Consider the following 13,811-nt stretch of genomic DNA (forward strand, 5'->3'; position numbering starts at 1 on the left):
TCAGGCCTGTTTGGGCCAGTTTTCGGGCCTGGAATGTCAGTGCGGGATGAAATCCTGAGGTATGGATCACCTCGGGAACACCGAACGGACAACCGAAGAACCAGGCAGTGAATGCCCCCAGCCGGAAGGCATGGCGGGTGAAGCGGATGCGCCCCGTGCTGCCTGCACCCTGGCGGTGTATCGGGCGGAACTGGACGCCGAGCCAGACGCTGATGGTGCCGCTCAGGTCGGAAGTCCTGACGCCGAATATCCGGACGGCTTCACCGGGACACTGGCACTGCAGAACCTGGAAGCCTTTGACGAACAGACAGTCGGCGAAGCCCTGTCCCGGATGGCCCATTTGATGTCCTGGGTGCAGGCACTGCAAGCCCGCCTGATCAACCGCATGGAAGAGATCTTCCGGGAGGACTTTCGTGCCGCGTCGGGGCGGCTCGAGCCCGGGATGGCGTTCAGCCTTGCGGCTTCCGAATGCGCCGCCATCCTGAATATCCCGCAGGTCACCGCCCAGCGGATGATGTTCGAAGCGGACAGGCTGTGCAGCACCCACACGGCCACCCTGACCGCCTTGGAAGAAGGACAGCTGAGTTACCAGCACGTACAGGTCGTACTGGACCAGTGCCTGAACGTTCCACCGGATCAGCTCCCGGAATTCGAGGCGGACCTGCTGGCGGCTGCGTCCGGACAGACGCGGGCCCGGTTCTCCTGCAAGGCACGGCGTCTGCGGGAAGGGAAGTTTCCGGAGACCATAAGCGAGCGACACCTGACCGCGTTCGAACAGCGCAAGGTCACTCTGGACCGGGAAGAGGACGGTATGTCCTGCCTTTCCGCGCACCTGCGTGCGGCTGAAGCCCAGCAGATCTACACGGCACTCAGTACTGCAGCCCGGGGCGAGCAGTCCGCTGGGGATTCCCGGACAGCAGACCAGCTCCGTGCCGACATCCTCGCCCAGTTGCTGATGGGCAGCAGCCGTGGACTCTTCGCCGCGGCGGGAACCCGGGGAGGGGCTTCGAACAACAGCAGCGTGAGGCAAACCGGCGACGACACTGACGCATCCACAGAGTGCGGGGACGGGCTCGGATTTGAGGGCGCAGTGAAGGGGAAGCCCGGTTCAGAGAACGGACCGGATGAGGGGGTAATCCCGAAGACGGAAATCATGGTCCTGATCAACGCCGAAACCCTCTTTGGTGCGGACGACCAGCCGGCCGAACTGCACGGTTACGGGCCCATCAGCGCTGAAGCCGCCCGTAGGTTGGCTAGGAACGCCGTCGGGTGGACCGGACTGGCGCAGGACCCGCACACCGGAGAAATCCTCGGGGTGGGACGACGCCGAAAGGTCCCGGCCGGGCTCCGGCGTTGGCTTCGGGCCAGGGACGGAACCTGCAGATTCCCCGGCTGTCGGGTCAGTACAGCGAATTCGGACGTTGACCACACCATCGACTGGGCACAGGGCGGGCCTACAGACCATGGGAACTTGGAACACCTGTGCCGTCGACACCACCGGTTCAAGACCCTGGGTTATTGGAAGGCGTGCCAACCCGCGCCCGGAGTCATCCAATGGACGTCCCCGACCGGGAGGGTTTATCGGACCGACCCCTTTCTGGAACTCGGACCGCCGGACGCGGTGCCGGGTCCGGGTCCGGGTACAGATTTCAGGCAAGTGCCACAGACGGACTCGGTGCTACAGGATGACGTGCTGCAGTACTCTCTGCCGGAACAAGCGCCACCATTCTGATGCCGCCTTCCCGCCCGGCGAAACGCGACCGGAAGGCAGGCCCAGGAACGGGACAGCCGCCCGGCCAGACCCTACGGGCGGGATCCGGCCCGACCCTACGGGCGGGACAGGTCCGCAGCGCTGAAGGTATCGCACTTTTCCAGGCTGCCGCCGTCGTTGTAGCCGGCCAGGAACCAGGCCTGGCGCTGCGCGCTGGAACCGTGCGTCCAGCTCTCCGGGTTCACCTGACCGGTGGCCGAAGCCTGGATCCGGTCATCACCGATAGCGGACGCCGCAGAGAGGGCGTCACTGATATCGGCTTCGGTGAACGGAGCCAGGAAAGGCATGTCCGAACCCGGAGCCGGCTGGTCCGCCGCATGCCGTGCCCACAGGCCGGCATAGCAGTCGGCCTGCAGCTCGGTGCGTACGGAGGCGGAGTCCGCACCCTGCGGATCGGCGTTCCGGCCGGCACTGGAGCCGGTGATCTGCTGGATGTGGTGGCCGAACTCGTGCGCGACCACGTATTCCTGCGCCAGCGGACCGCCAGAGGAACCGTAGTTGGTGACGAGGTCGGAGAAGAAGGCAGTGTCGTAATAGGTCTGCTCGTCTGCCGGGCAGTAGAACGGTCCGACAGCGCTGGTTGCCGTGCCGCAGCCGGTGGTGGTCCGGTCGGTAAAGAGCACCACGCCGGGCTCCGTGTAGGTCAGGCCGTAACCGTCCAGGTACGGTTCCCAGAAGCTGTCCAGGCTTTCGGCGGTGCCCAGGATGCGGCAGTCCAGCCGTTCGTTGGCGTCTTCGCCGTTCAAGCAGGTGTCGATGCTCTCGGACTGCGCCTGGCCGGCGGCTACACCGGAGCCGTCGCTCAGGCCGAGGCCGTCAATCACGTCCGACCCGAAGAACAGGGACAGGATCAGCAGCAGCCCGCCGCCCAGTCCGCCGCCGACCGCAATGCCCTTACCCTTGCCGCGCCGGTCACTGACCCGGGAGGAATCCAGGCGCGCGTTGTTATTGAAACTCATGCCCTCAGGTTATCGGTTGCCTTGGTCAACCTTCGTGTCGGAGCTTTCCCCGATACCGCGTGCGGCCAGCGCATCACCGGTCTGCCGGGCATAGGCAACCGCACGGATCACCACGGGAACAGTCAGTGCGCGGGGATTGCGCTCCAGTCCGCGGGCCATGGCAGATTCACGGACATCCCGGGCGGACCCGAGCAGGAACGGAATGCTGCGCAGCATCAGCGCCAAGGTCAGCCCGAAACGTTCCGGGTCCGCACCGAGCGGTTGCAGCGGGCGGGCCAACGACACGAGCCCGTCCAGCAGCACCTGCGGTGCAGTGGTCAGTGTCAGCAGCCGAGCCGCCACTACGCAGACCGCAATGCTGCCGGTCACCAGGACCGCTGCCAGCACACCGGACGCCCACCACTGGAAAACCCCCAGCAGCAGCAGGACCGGCCACATCAGCTTCAGCGGCACCCAGGCCTCCCGCAACAGCCGGGCGCCGGCATAGGCGGCCAGCACCAGGACTGCGGCAACCACCAGCACCACAGGGGAGCGCGCCGCCAAAACAGCTACGGACAGCAGAACCAGAGCGCCCGCCTTCATGCCCAGCGGTGCCGCATGCACGGGCGTAACGCCGGGGCGGTAGGCGCCCAGCAGGTCGTAGGAGCCAGCGGAACGCTTCATCGCACCCCCAGCGCCAGCGCCCGGTACGCCGCAATACCTTCGCGCGGGCCGCCGTCGAACACCACCGCGCCGGCATCCATCACCAGCACCCGATCGGCGTCCGCGGCGAACTCCAGGTCATGGGTGGTGTAGATGACCTGCTGCGGCAGGGAGGCAAAGACTTCCCGCAGCCGGGCGGTGTTCCTCAGGTCCAGCAGTGTGCTGGGTTCGTCTGCCACCAGCACGGCAGGCTCAACCGCCAGCACCGAGGCCAGGGCCATCAACTGGCGTTCACCGCCGGAAAGGTCGTAGATGCTTCGGTCCGCCAACTCCAGCAGCCCCAGCGCCACCAGCCGGGCCTCGGCCGCTGCGCGCCGCTGGGACCTGTTCCGGACCGAAGCACGCAGGGACAGTTCGACGTCGTCCCGCCCCGTGGGCATCACGAGCTGCGAGAGGGGATCGGTGAAAACGAACCCGACCCGCCGCCGTACATCCGCGCCGTGCCGGGCAGTGTCCAGGCCGTCCACGCTGACCGTGCCGGTATCCGGCAGCACCAACCCGTTCAGCAGCTTCAGCAGGGTGGACTTGCCCGAACCGTTGGCGCCGACGACGGCGGTGCGGGGAGTGTCCAGCGTCAGCGACAGCAGGTGCAGTATCGGTTCCGCGGACTCCCCGGCCTCCCCGGCTGCCCCGGGTGGAATGACGGAAACGTCCTGCAGCTGGATGCAGGGCATCAGCGGCCGCCGCGGTCCGGAACAGCCATACGTGGAAAGGCCTTGAAGACACTGACGGCCACCGCAGCGGCAAGCAGGTTCTTGACCACGTCACCGGGCCAGAACGCCATGTCCGCTGCCAGTGCTGCCGGGAACGACAGGTGCCCGTTGAGCATGAGCCCCGCGATGCCGGCCGGATGCACCACTGCGAAGCTCGTGGCCAGTCCCGCGGCGAACAAGAGAACCGTCCTCCCCTTCCGGGCGCGGCGCAGCACCAGGCCGGCAAGCAGGCCGACGACGGCGGCCGCCACCGGGAAGGACAGCAGGTACCCCGCGGACGGTCCGGCCAGGACACCCAGGCCGCCGCGGAATCCGCTGAAGACCGGCAGGCCGGCCAGGCCCGCTACCAGGAAGAGGCCCACTGCCGCTGCTCCGCGTCCGGGACCAAGAAGCATTCCGGTCAGCATGACCGCCAGCGTCTGCAGGGTGATCGGCACACCGGCTCCCAGCGGCACGCCGGGAAGGATGGAGAAGACGGCGGTGAGGGCGGCGAAGACAGCGATCAGGGACAGGTCGGCCGAGGTCCACCGGGAGCGCCTGTAGCCGGGGGAGCCGTGCGTGCCAGTGCCGGGGGTGCCGTGGGAGCCCCTGGAGCCGTGCGTGCCAGTGCCGGGGAGGGGTCGCGGCGCGTTGGCCGATGTGTTGTTCATCGCTGCACTTTTCCTTGTAGGGGAAGAAAAACGGTCCGGATTTCGTTTCGAACATTAGCTGCGCCGGAGCGGGATTCCATTGGAGGTTTTCTACAAATGGGCATCGGCGGCTAGACTGGAAAGGCTGTTACGGCCAACCAGGCCCCCATGACCGGTCATTGTGACCCTTCCCGCCTCGGTGGAATCCCACCGTTCAAGGCCCGCGCACCGCGCAGCGTATCTGCAATACAAAAACCTTCGAAAGGTCCACTGAGTGATTTCCGTATCTGGTCTCGAGCTGCGTGCAGGCGCACGGCTGCTCATGGAAGCGGTTTCATTCCGTGTTGACAAGGGAGACAAAATCGGACTGGTCGGCCGCAACGGCGCCGGCAAGACCACCCTCACCAAGGTCCTCGCCGGTGAAGCCCTCCCGGCCGCCGGCACGGTGAAGCGCGTCGGCGAGATCGGCTACCTGCCCCAGGATCCGCGCACGCCGGACATGGACCAGCTGGGCCGGGACCGGATCCTCTCCGCCCGCGGACTGGACAAGGTTTCCGCGCAGCTGAAGAAGTGCCAGGACGAGATGGCCAGCGATGATCCGAAGATCTCGCAGAAGGCCATGAACCGCTATGACCGGCTGGAGTCCGAGTTCCTCTCGGCCGGCGGCTACGCGGCAGAGTCGGAGGCAGCCTCCATCTGTGCCAACCTGGCGCTGCCGGACCGCTTGCTGAACCAGCCCCTGAAGACCCTCTCCGGCGGCCAGCGCCGCCGTGTGGAACTGGCCCGCATCCTGTACTCCGACGCCGAGACGATGCTCCTCGATGAGCCCACCAACCACCTCGATGCCGACTCCATCGCCTGGCTGCGGGAGTTCCTCAGGAACCACACCGGCGGCCTGATCGTGATCAGCCACGATACCGAGCTGCTTGAAGCGACTGTCAACAAGGTCTTCAGCCTGGACGCCAACCGCGCCACCATCGACATCTACAACATGGACTGGAAGCGCTACAAGGTCCAGCGCGAGACCGACGAGCGCGCCCGCAAGCGCGAGCGTGCCAACACCGAAAAGAAGGCCGGCATCCTGCTGGCCCAGGCAAACAAGATGAAGGCCCGTGCGTCCGGTGCCTCCGCGGCCCAGAGCATGCTCAAGCGCGTGGACCGCCTGATGGGCGGTTTGGACGCAGTCCGCGCCAGTGACCGCGTTGCTGCGCTGCGCTTCCCGGATCCGGCACCCTGCGGCAAGACGCCCATGACCGCCGAGGGCCTCAGCAAGAGCTACGGGTCCCTGGAAATCTTCACCGACGTGGACCTCGCGATTGACCGCGGTTCAAAGGTAGTCATCCTGGGCCTCAACGGCGCCGGCAAGACCACCCTGCTGCGCATGCTGGCCGGCGTCGACAAGCCGGACACCGGCAAGGTCATTGCCGGACACGGGCTGAAGGTGGGCTACTACGCCCAGGAGCACGAGACCCTCGATACGGACCGGACCGTTCTGGAGAACATGCGTTCCTCCGCACCCGATATGGACGACGCCGAGGTCCGCAGCGTGCTGGGTTCCTTCATGTTCAGCGGCGACGACGTCGAGAAGAAGGCCGGAGTCCTTTCCGGCGGCGAGAAAACCCGACTGGCGCTGGCCACCATCGTGGCGTCCTCCGCCAACGTCCTGCTGCTGGACGAACCCACCAACAACCTGGACCCCGCGTCGCGCGCCGAGATCCTGGGCGCCCTGAGCAACTACACCGGCGCCGTGGTGATGGTCAGCCACGATGAGGGCGCCGTTGCGGCGTTGAACCCGGAACGCGTAGTGCTCCTGCCGGACGGCGACGAGGACCACTGGAACGAGAACTACCTCGACCTGGTGACCCTGGCCTAGCCGCCGGCCCACCCCGCACATAAAAGGCGGCCCTGCTCCAATCGGAGCAGGGCCGCCTTTTATGTCACTGGGAGCAGATGCCTGCGGAAGCGGCGGCTAGAACCCCTGGGCGTCCAGGATCGCGTCCTCTTCCTCTTCGCCGGTGGGCCCGCGCTTTTTGCGGCGCGGCGGACGACGCCGGGACGGAGTCGGGTGGGCGGCGATTATTTCATCGTCGTCCTCCTCGTCTTCATCGTCGATGCCGTCGTAATAGCGGTTCAGGGCTTCCTGGCGTGCGGCGTACCCCAGCCCGATGAACATCATCAGCGCGAACCCGTACCACTGCAGTCCGTACGAAAGGTGCAGGCCCTCGTCCACCTCCGGCCGCGGTGCGCTTTCGGGTGCGACGGCGGCACCCGGGTCCTCGCTGGCCATGAGCCCGTAAGAGCCCTGGTGCAGCGGATAGTCCAGCTGCTCCGCGAAGGCGCCGAGATCGATGGAGGGAAGCTGGCCTTCAGGGGCGCTGCGGGCCAGGGTGGGTTCGGTTGCCTTAATCCGGGCCACCACGCCCACCCGTCCCTCGGGGGCGGCAGGGATGCTGTCCGGCCGGCCGGCCTCGTCGTCGCCGATCGGCAGCCAGCCGCGGTTGACCGCCACGCTGGTGCCGTCATCAAGCTTCAGCGGTACCAGGACCTCGTAGCCGGGCCGGCCCTTCAGCGGGCGGTTGCGGATGATGCGCTGCTCGGAGGAGTCATACGTTCCCTCAAGCTTCACGGGCAGCCATTCGGCTGCTTCGTCGTACGTGTCGAAGTAGTTCCTGGCCTCGTCATAGGGGACCGGCGCGGCGTCGTAATTGGATTCGATCCGGGCGCTGTCGGCGAGGGAGGCTTCGCGGCGGTCCATCTGCCACCGGCCCAGCCCCACACAGGCGGCCGCAAGGATGCAGACGAGGACAAACCAGCCCAGCCACCGGGGCGAAAAGAGGAAACGGTACATCTACGCCGTACCGCCTTCAGTGCTGCCGTCCAGCGGGAGGGTTTCCTTCCAGAGGCCGCGGGTGCGCAGGTAATCCTCCAGCCAGTCCCGGTGCTCATCGCAGGCAAGCCAGGCCTTGCGGCGTTCCGGGGTATGGATGCGGGGGTTGTTCCACAGCAGCTGCCAGCTCGCGTTGAGCCGGCACGCCTTCCGGGAGCACACCGGGGTCCCGGCGCCGGCGTCCGGGGTGCCGGAGAGGGAATCGAGGAGGTTCATGCTGGGGGATCAGGCCTTGTCTTCGTCGTCATTGATGTTGTCGTCATTGTCTACGATTTCGCCCGACAACACAGTGGTTTCGGGGCTTTCACCGGGTTCTTCGGCCGCCCGCGGAGCGTCCAGCGCAGTGGCCGGCGGACGCTCTATCATCGCATCAGAGCCGGTCATAAGCCGGGTATCCGAGCCTCCGTTGGCGATGACGACCGCGAAGTAGGGGAGCACCACCGCTCCGGCAATCACCACCCACAACAACCAGCCGTGCACGAAGAACATCAGGAACAGGCAGACCACACGGATACCCATGGACACGCTGTACTTGATCATGCGGGCGCGCATTTCGTCCGTGTGCGGGCTGGGCGCGTCAGTGATTCTGGGGACGCTGTCCCGGCGGTTTGTGTCCCTAGCCATCAGTAGCCATCGGTAGTCTTCCTCACCCTCCAAACAGGTTCGTTCATTCTCTCACTAGCGGCGGCGTTGCAGAAGTTGAATCCGTCGCACGTAGGATCGAGGAAACCCCCAATCGCTGGCTGAAAGAAGGAACATCCGTGCAGAACACGACAGAGAACTCATCCGGCCGCAGCGTCCTGGTGACCGGAGGAAACCGCGGAATCGGGCTGGCAATCGCCAAGTCGTTCCTGGCCGCAGGTGACCGCGTGGCCATCACATACCGCAGCGGCGAGGTTCCCGATGGGATGCTGGGCGTCAAGGCTGATGTGACGGATATGGCATCGGTCGACGCCGCATTTACCGAGGTGGAGGCCGCTCACGGGCCGGTCGAAGTCCTCGTAGCCAATGCCGGGATCACCCGGGACACGCTGCTGCTGCGGATGAGTGAAGAGGATTTCTCCGACGTCATCGACACCAACCTCACCGGCGCCTTCCGTGTGGTTAAGCGTGCCTCCAAGGGCATGCTCCGGATGAAGAAGGGCCGGGTGGTGCTGATCTCCTCGGTGGTCGGACTGTACGGATCGCCCGGGCAGATCAACTACGCCGCCTCCAAATCCGGGCTGATCGGCATTGCCCGTTCCCTCACCCGCGAACTGGGTTCCCGCAACATCACGGCAAATGTCGTGGCTCCGGGGTTCATCAACACCGACATGACCCGCGCCCTGCCCGAGGACACGCAGAAGAACTACCTGTCCTCCATCCCCGCCGGCCGGTTCGCCGAGCCGGAGGAAGTTGCCAACGTGGTGCGCTGGATTGCCGGCGACGAGGCAGGCTACATTTCCGGTGCAGTCATCCCGGTCGACGGCGGCCTGGGCATGGGGCACTAGCACGGCCCAACGCGGGGCTCCGGAATCATTGGAGGTTTCCTCAACTGCCAGCCGGCCCGCCGGCTGGCAGGATGGGTTCAAAGAGCTGAACGCTTAGATACTTTCTACAAAGAGGAGTTCACATGGGTCTGCTGGAGGGCAAAGCCGCGATAGTCACCGGATCATCGCGCGGAATCGGAGCCGAAGTGGCCCGGTTCCTGGCAGCCGAGGGTGCCGGCGTCGTCGTCAACTACCGCCAAAAGGCACCGCGTGCCAACAAGGTGGTCGCCGCCATTGAGGAAGCCGGCGGACGCGCAGTCGCCGTTGGCGCGGACCTCACCGCGCCCGAGGGGACAGCTGCCCTGGTGGCCGCCGCGCAGGAAAACTTCGGCGGCCTCGACATCCTGGTGCTCAATGCCTCCGGCGGCATGGAAACCGGCGTGGAAGAGGACTACGCGCTGAAGCTCAACCGCGACGCGCAGGTCAACATGCTCACCGCCGCGCTCGAAGTGATGCCCGCCGGTTCGCGGGTGGTCTTCGTCACCAGCCACCAGGCGCACTTCATTCGCTCGGTACCGACCATGCCCGAATACGAAGCCGTTGCCCTCAGCAAGCGCGCCGGCGAGGACGCGCTGCGCAGCATGCTCCCGCAGCTGGAAGAGAAGGGCATCAGCCTGGTGGTGGTCTCCGGGGACATGATCGAAGGCACCGTGACGGCAACCCTGCTGGACCGGGCCAACCCGGGCGCCATCGAAGCCCGCCGCGAGGAAGCCGGAAGGCTTTACTCCGTGCAGGAGTTCGGCGCCGAAGTAGCCCGCATGGCCATGGCCGACGTTCCGTCCGGGCACACCGAATACGTGGGCGGTGCGGACTACCTGGCCGCCGGAGCGGCAGGCGGACCCGCCTAGAGCTTCACGAAGTGCTGAACCGCGTCCAGTTGGGGCAGGTTCAGCACGGCATCCGCGGCGGCCTGCACTGCCGGTTTGGCGTTAAACGCCACGCCCAGTGCGGCCGCCGCGAGCATGTCCAGGTCATTGGCGCCGTCGCCCACCGCAATGGTGTGCCCGGGTGCCACACCCAGCTCCCGAGCCCACTCAGCCAGGGAGCGGGCCTTGACCGCACGGTCCACGACTTCCCCCGACACGGCGCCGGTTAGCACCCCGTCCTCGATTTCCAGCAGGTTCGCCCTGCGGAAGCTGAGCCGCAGGCGGTCGGCCAGCGGATCAAGCACCTGGGTGAAACCACCCGACACCACGGCAACCCCGTGCCCGGCCGCAAGGAACTCCTTCACCAGCAGTTCCGCGCCGTCGGAAAGCTCAATCCGGGCACCCACTTCGTCGATGACGGACGCCGGCAGCCCGGCAAGCGTTTTCACCCGGGCGTGCAGGCTCGCAGCAAAATCCAGTTCCCCGCGCATGGCGGCCTCGGTCACCGCGGCCACCTCCGCTTCCCGTCCTGCGTGCGCCGCCAGCAGTTCAATGACTTCCTGTTTGATCAGGGTCGAGTCCACGTCAAGCACCAGCAGCTTCCGGGCGTCCTCGAGGAGCGACGGCGGCACCACGGCGCTGTGCTCACCGCCCGGTCTTGCCGGCACGGCTGCCGCGGCTGCTTCGACGGCGCGCCGCAGCCGGGGGAGGCCGCCGTCGTAGCCCACGTAAAGCTTGGACACGGTGTAACCGTTCCCCGCAGCGTTCTCCAGTTCCAGGATCCGCGCCCCCAAGCCCGAGACGGCACTCTGCACCGCCCCCAGATAGGCGTCGGACAGGTCCCGCCCGTAGCTGACGACACTGTATTCGGGGGAGTTCGGCATGGTTTCCGTTCTGATCGGTCCAACGGGTGGGTACGTGTTTGCTACGGGGATCCCGGCCGCGTCTGCATGGCCGCCGGCGCGCATCGTTTCGCCAATGCCCCTTTCTTTAGCCTAATGTCTAGTGCTATGAGTGATGTTCTTGAATTTGCCGGCGTAAGCGTTGTCCGCAGCGGCAAAAACCTGTTGGACGGCGTCAACTGGCAGGTCAAGGAGGGGGAACGCTGGGTCATCATGGGCCCCAACGGTGCCGGAAAGACCACGCTGCTGCAGATTGCCAGCGGTCGGATGCACCCAACCCGCGGCGTAGCGGGAATCCTCGAGGAAGTCCTCGGCGCGGTGGACGTCTTTGAACTCCGCCCGCGTATCGGCCTCGCCTCCGCGGCATTGGCCGGGCAGATCCCCGAAGACGAAACAGTCCTCAACGTGGTGCTCACCGCGTCCTACGGGATGACCGGGCGCTGGCGCGAGAAGTACGAAAAGCTCGACGAACGGCGCGCCTTCCGCCTCCTGCACGAGTGGGGCATGTCCACCTTCATGAACCGCCGCTTCTCCTCCCTCAGCGAAGGGGAGCGCAAGCGCGTTCAGATTGCCCGCGCCCTGATGACGGATCCGGAACTGCTGCTGCTGGACGAGCCGGCCGCCGGCCTGGACCTCGCCGGCCGCGAGGACCTGCTGTTCCGGCTCGGCGAACTGGCCCGGGACGAGGAAGCACCCGCCATGGTGCTGGTCACCCATCACCTGGAAGAGGTCCCGACCGGCTTCACCCACGCCCTGCTGCTCCGCGAAGGCGGCGTGGTGGCGTCCGGTCCCATCGACGAGGTGTTCACCGAGGAACACCTGAGCACCGCCTTTGACCTGCCGCTGGATCTGCGCCGCGAAGGCGGCCGCTACTCGGCCACTGCCCGGCGCGGCTAGGAGCAGTTTCCGGGTGAACCTCCAGTATTTGCTGTCCGCCGACGATCCCCGCGTCTACGACTACACCTCCCTCACGGACACCTCCCTCCGGAAGCGGCGGGAACCGGAGGAAGGCATGTACATCGCCGAATCCTCCAAGGTCCTGCGCCGTGCGGTCGACGCCGGACACCGCCCGCGGTCCTTTTTCCTGGCCGAGAAATGGCTTCCGGACCTGGCGGACATCCTGGCCCGGTTTCCGGATGTGCCCGCCTACGTAGGTACGCCCGAGGTCCTGGAACAGATCACCGGGTTCCACCTGCACCGCGGTGCCCTCGCGGCCATGGAACGCCCGGCGCCCCTGGACCTGCCCGGCCTGCTGGGTACGGCCCGCAGGATTGCGGTGCTGGAAGACATTGTCGACCACACCAACATCGGTGCGATCTTCCGATCCGCAGCCGCCCTGCAGGTGGACGCCGTGCTGGTGACGCCCCGTTGCGCCGATCCGCTGTACCGCCGGGCCATCCGCGTGAGCATGGGTGCCGTCTTCCAGGTTCCGTGGGTGCGGCTGACGGACTGGCCCGGTCAACTTGGACAGCTCCGCGAAGCCGGCTTTGTGACTGCTGCCCTGGCACTGCGGGAGGATTCCCTGACCCTGGATGAACTGAGCGCCCGCCGCGACGAGCGCCTGGCCCTGGTCCTTGGCACGGAAGGCGACGGATTGGCCGAGACGACCCTCGCCGGCGTCGACCTGGCCGTGCGCATCCCGATGAGCGGGGGCGTCGATTCGTTGAATGTGGCCGCCGCCAGCGCCGTCGCCTTCTGGGAGTGTCGGCCCTAAGGCCGCCGGGCGGCCTGCTGCCCTTACCCTGCAGCCCCTCAGGTGCCAGACTGTGCGCAGTCATCCACCCTTCGAGGACAACAGCGGAGCTGCCATGGAATCCCGTGCAAGCACCCGGCCAGGCAAGGTCCTGGCGCTGTGCGCCGGATTACTGCTGACCGTTTCGGCCTGCGGCCCCACAGCCGGACAGCTGCAGGAACGGGACGCACCCGCTTCGGCGGCACCGTCGGCCACCGGACGTGGTGGTGCTGCCGAGCCGTCCCGCACCGCCCATCCCACCCAGCCGCCGGCGCCCGTTCCCGCAACCACCGCTCCGCCGACACGGGTGGGTGTCACCGGCAGTCAGGCAGGCATGCCGCAGCCGGTCCAGGATGCCTGCCAGTGGCTCCTCCGCCGGGATCCGGAGCCGGCGTCCGGCGCGGAAGCCGGGGCCTGCGTCTCTGCCGCCATGGCCGCGGGCGGAGGCGGCGTCCAGACCCTTCGGACCGACACCAGCTGGCTCCCGGCGGGCACATACAGTGTCCGGTTCGCCAGCGGGCCTGACTTTGCCATGACCCTGCAGGACACGGATACGGACCTCTCCATCACCATCCGCGAGGGGCAGCGGGTGCTGCATAAGGAGAACCAGGACATCTCCGCGGACCGGGACGGCACGGCTGAAGAGGCCTATGCGGCGATCCTTGCCGACGCCGCCGAGCTGACCGTCCGGCCGGAGAAAGTAGCCGCACTGCTCGCGCCGGCGGAAGAGGTCGCCGTCCGGTACGGGGCAGTGCTCGACGGGGAGCCCTGCACGCAGATCAGCGGCAGCTTCGACACAGGGGATTTGGACACAGGGGATTTGGACACCGGGGATTTAGACACCGGGGATGCGCAGCAGCGAGGAAACGAAACCGGACCTCCGGACGGCTCATCCGCGGTGCTTCCGGCCGGATCGTTTTCACTCTGCCTGGATGATTTTTACCGGCCCCTGAAGATTGAGATCACCGGACTGAACCAGGGCATCACCTCGACGATCACCGCGGTCAACGCCCAGTGGGGCACCCGCCCGCTCTCCTGAACCGAGGGTCGAAGGGTTTCCTGCCGGCCCGTGAAATGCGCTAGTATGGGTTGCTGGCCGAATGTACGGCCGATAAAGCTTT

The 13,811-nt window shown here is 66.6% G+C and carries 15 protein-coding genes; 7 read left to right on the plus strand and 8 right to left on the minus strand.

Annotated features, from left to right (window positions below; genetic code table 11):
• Window positions 1-130: 130 nt before the first annotated feature.
• Window positions 131-1,732 carry an HNH endonuclease signature motif containing protein gene (locus NNX34_RS09080; RefSeq protein WP_255766193.1) on the plus strand — a complete coding sequence of 534 codons (1,602 nt, stop codon included), beginning with the start codon at window positions 131-133 and terminating at the stop codon, window positions 1,730-1,732.
• A 95-nt stretch (window positions 1,733-1,827) separates the two neighbouring features.
• Here NNX34_RS09080 and NNX34_RS09085 read toward each other — a convergent pair whose 3' ends face one another.
• The 4 genes from NNX34_RS09085 to NNX34_RS09100 are packed head-to-tail and all read right to left on the minus strand — an operon-like array spanning window position 1,828 to window position 4,795.
• On the minus strand, window positions 1,828-2,730 hold the full coding sequence (locus tag NNX34_RS09085; RefSeq protein ID WP_255766195.1) for a neutral zinc metallopeptidase: 903 nt from the start codon (window positions 2,728-2,730) through the stop codon (window positions 1,828-1,830).
• A 9-nt stretch (window positions 2,731-2,739) separates the two neighbouring features.
• Complete coding sequence (locus NNX34_RS09090; RefSeq protein WP_255766196.1) at window positions 2,740-3,393, minus strand: energy-coupling factor transporter transmembrane protein EcfT; 654 nt, start codon at window positions 3,391-3,393, stop codon at window positions 2,740-2,742.
• Window positions 3,390-4,106, minus strand: coding sequence for an energy-coupling factor ABC transporter ATP-binding protein (locus NNX34_RS09095; RefSeq protein WP_255766197.1), 717 nt, complete (start codon window positions 4,104-4,106; stop codon window positions 3,390-3,392). Before NNX34_RS09095 ends, NNX34_RS09090 begins: the two co-directional genes overlap by 4 nt.
• Window positions 4,106-4,795 carry a biotin transporter BioY gene (locus tag NNX34_RS09100; RefSeq protein WP_255766199.1) on the minus strand — a complete coding sequence of 230 codons (690 nt, stop codon included), beginning with the start codon at window positions 4,793-4,795 and terminating at the stop codon, window positions 4,106-4,108. Before NNX34_RS09100 ends, NNX34_RS09095 begins: the two co-directional genes overlap by 1 nt.
• A gap of 253 nt (window positions 4,796-5,048) precedes the next feature.
• Between NNX34_RS09100 and NNX34_RS09105 the strand changes: the two genes are divergently transcribed.
• The gene (locus NNX34_RS09105) at window positions 5,049-6,647 is read left to right on the plus strand and encodes an ABC-F family ATP-binding cassette domain-containing protein (protein WP_255766200.1); all 1,599 of its coding nucleotides are present in this window, start codon (window positions 5,049-5,051) and stop codon (window positions 6,645-6,647) included.
• Between the two features lie 96 nt (window positions 6,648-6,743).
• Here the strand turns inward: NNX34_RS09105 and NNX34_RS09110 are convergent, their stop codons facing one another.
• From NNX34_RS09110 to NNX34_RS09120, 3 genes are read right to left on the minus strand one after another with little or no spacing between them, the layout of a single operon-like run.
• Complete coding sequence (locus tag NNX34_RS09110) at window positions 6,744-7,622, minus strand: SURF1 family protein (protein ID WP_255766201.1); 879 nt, start codon at window positions 7,620-7,622, stop codon at window positions 6,744-6,746.
• Entirely contained in the window at window positions 7,623-7,877 is a 255-nt protein-coding gene (locus tag NNX34_RS09115; RefSeq protein WP_255766202.1) for a hypothetical protein, read from the minus strand.
• Between the two features lie 9 nt (window positions 7,878-7,886).
• Window positions 7,887-8,285, minus strand: a complete 399-nt coding sequence (locus NNX34_RS09120) for a DUF3099 domain-containing protein (protein WP_255766203.1) — start codon at window positions 8,283-8,285, stop codon at window positions 7,887-7,889.
• Between the two features lie 137 nt (window positions 8,286-8,422).
• Between NNX34_RS09120 and NNX34_RS09125 the strand changes: the two genes are divergently transcribed.
• Window positions 8,423-9,151 carry a beta-ketoacyl-ACP reductase gene (locus tag NNX34_RS09125; RefSeq protein WP_255766204.1) on the plus strand — a complete coding sequence of 243 codons (729 nt, stop codon included), beginning with the start codon at window positions 8,423-8,425 and terminating at the stop codon, window positions 9,149-9,151.
• A gap of 122 nt (window positions 9,152-9,273) precedes the next feature.
• Entirely contained in the window at window positions 9,274-10,038 is a 765-nt protein-coding gene (locus NNX34_RS09130) for an SDR family oxidoreductase (protein ID WP_255766205.1), read from the plus strand.
• Here the strand turns inward: NNX34_RS09130 and serB are convergent.
• Complete coding sequence (gene serB, locus NNX34_RS09135) at window positions 10,035-10,940, minus strand: phosphoserine phosphatase SerB (protein WP_255766206.1); 906 nt, start codon at window positions 10,938-10,940, stop codon at window positions 10,035-10,037. The genes NNX34_RS09130 and serB overlap by 4 nt on opposite strands.
• 126 nt (window positions 10,941-11,066) lie before the next feature.
• On the opposite strand from serB, the gene NNX34_RS09140 reads away from it, so the two are divergent.
• From NNX34_RS09140 to NNX34_RS09150, 3 genes are read left to right on the plus strand one after another with little or no spacing between them, the layout of a single operon-like run.
• Window positions 11,067-11,855 (plus strand): ABC transporter ATP-binding protein, encoded by a 789-nt coding sequence (locus tag NNX34_RS09140; protein ID WP_255766208.1) that lies wholly within the window; start codon window positions 11,067-11,069, stop codon window positions 11,853-11,855.
• A gap of 13 nt (window positions 11,856-11,868) precedes the next feature.
• Window positions 11,869-12,672, plus strand: a complete 804-nt coding sequence (locus tag NNX34_RS09145; protein ID WP_227921660.1) for an RNA methyltransferase — start codon at window positions 11,869-11,871, stop codon at window positions 12,670-12,672.
• A gap of 52 nt (window positions 12,673-12,724) precedes the next feature.
• Entirely contained in the window at window positions 12,725-13,729 is a 1,005-nt protein-coding gene (locus NNX34_RS09150; protein ID WP_255766211.1) for a hypothetical protein, read from the plus strand.
• The last annotated feature ends 82 nt before the right edge of the window (window positions 13,730-13,811 follow it).

The sequence above is a fragment of the Arthrobacter sp. zg-Y1116 genome, from assembly GCF_024385485.1.
In the GTDB taxonomy this organism is placed as follows: Bacteria; Actinomycetota; Actinomycetes; order Actinomycetales; family Micrococcaceae; genus Arthrobacter_B.

Coding starts and splice junctions, on each gene's coding strand:
- NNX34_RS09095 (WP_255766197.1), bottom strand. CDS start 4,106: ATGCCCTGCATCCAGCTGCAGGACGTTTCCGTCATTCCACCCGGGGCA.
- NNX34_RS09100 (WP_255766199.1), bottom strand. CDS start 4,795: ATGAACAACACATCGGCCAACGCGCCGCGACCCCTCCCCGGCACTGGC.
- NNX34_RS09080 (WP_255766193.1), top strand. CDS start 131: ATGGCGGGTGAAGCGGATGCGCCCCGTGCTGCCTGCACCCTGGCGGTG.
- NNX34_RS09110 (WP_255766201.1), bottom strand. CDS start 7,622: ATGTACCGTTTCCTCTTTTCGCCCCGGTGGCTGGGCTGGTTTGTCCTC.
- serB (WP_255766206.1), bottom strand. CDS start 10,940: ATGCCGAACTCCCCCGAATACAGTGTCGTCAGCTACGGGCGGGACCTG.
- NNX34_RS09115 (WP_255766202.1), bottom strand. CDS start 7,877: ATGAACCTCCTCGATTCCCTCTCCGGCACCCCGGACGCCGGCGCCGGG.
- NNX34_RS09090 (WP_255766196.1), bottom strand. CDS start 3,393: ATGAAGCGTTCCGCTGGCTCCTACGACCTGCTGGGCGCCTACCGCCCC.
- NNX34_RS09085 (WP_255766195.1), bottom strand. CDS start 2,730: ATGAGTTTCAATAACAACGCGCGCCTGGATTCCTCCCGGGTCAGTGAC.
- NNX34_RS09120 (WP_255766203.1), bottom strand. CDS start 8,285: ATGGCTAGGGACACAAACCGCCGGGACAGCGTCCCCAGAATCACTGAC.
- NNX34_RS09130 (WP_255766205.1), top strand. CDS start 9,274: ATGGGTCTGCTGGAGGGCAAAGCCGCGATAGTCACCGGATCATCGCGC.
- NNX34_RS09140 (WP_255766208.1), top strand. CDS start 11,067: ATGAGTGATGTTCTTGAATTTGCCGGCGTAAGCGTTGTCCGCAGCGGC.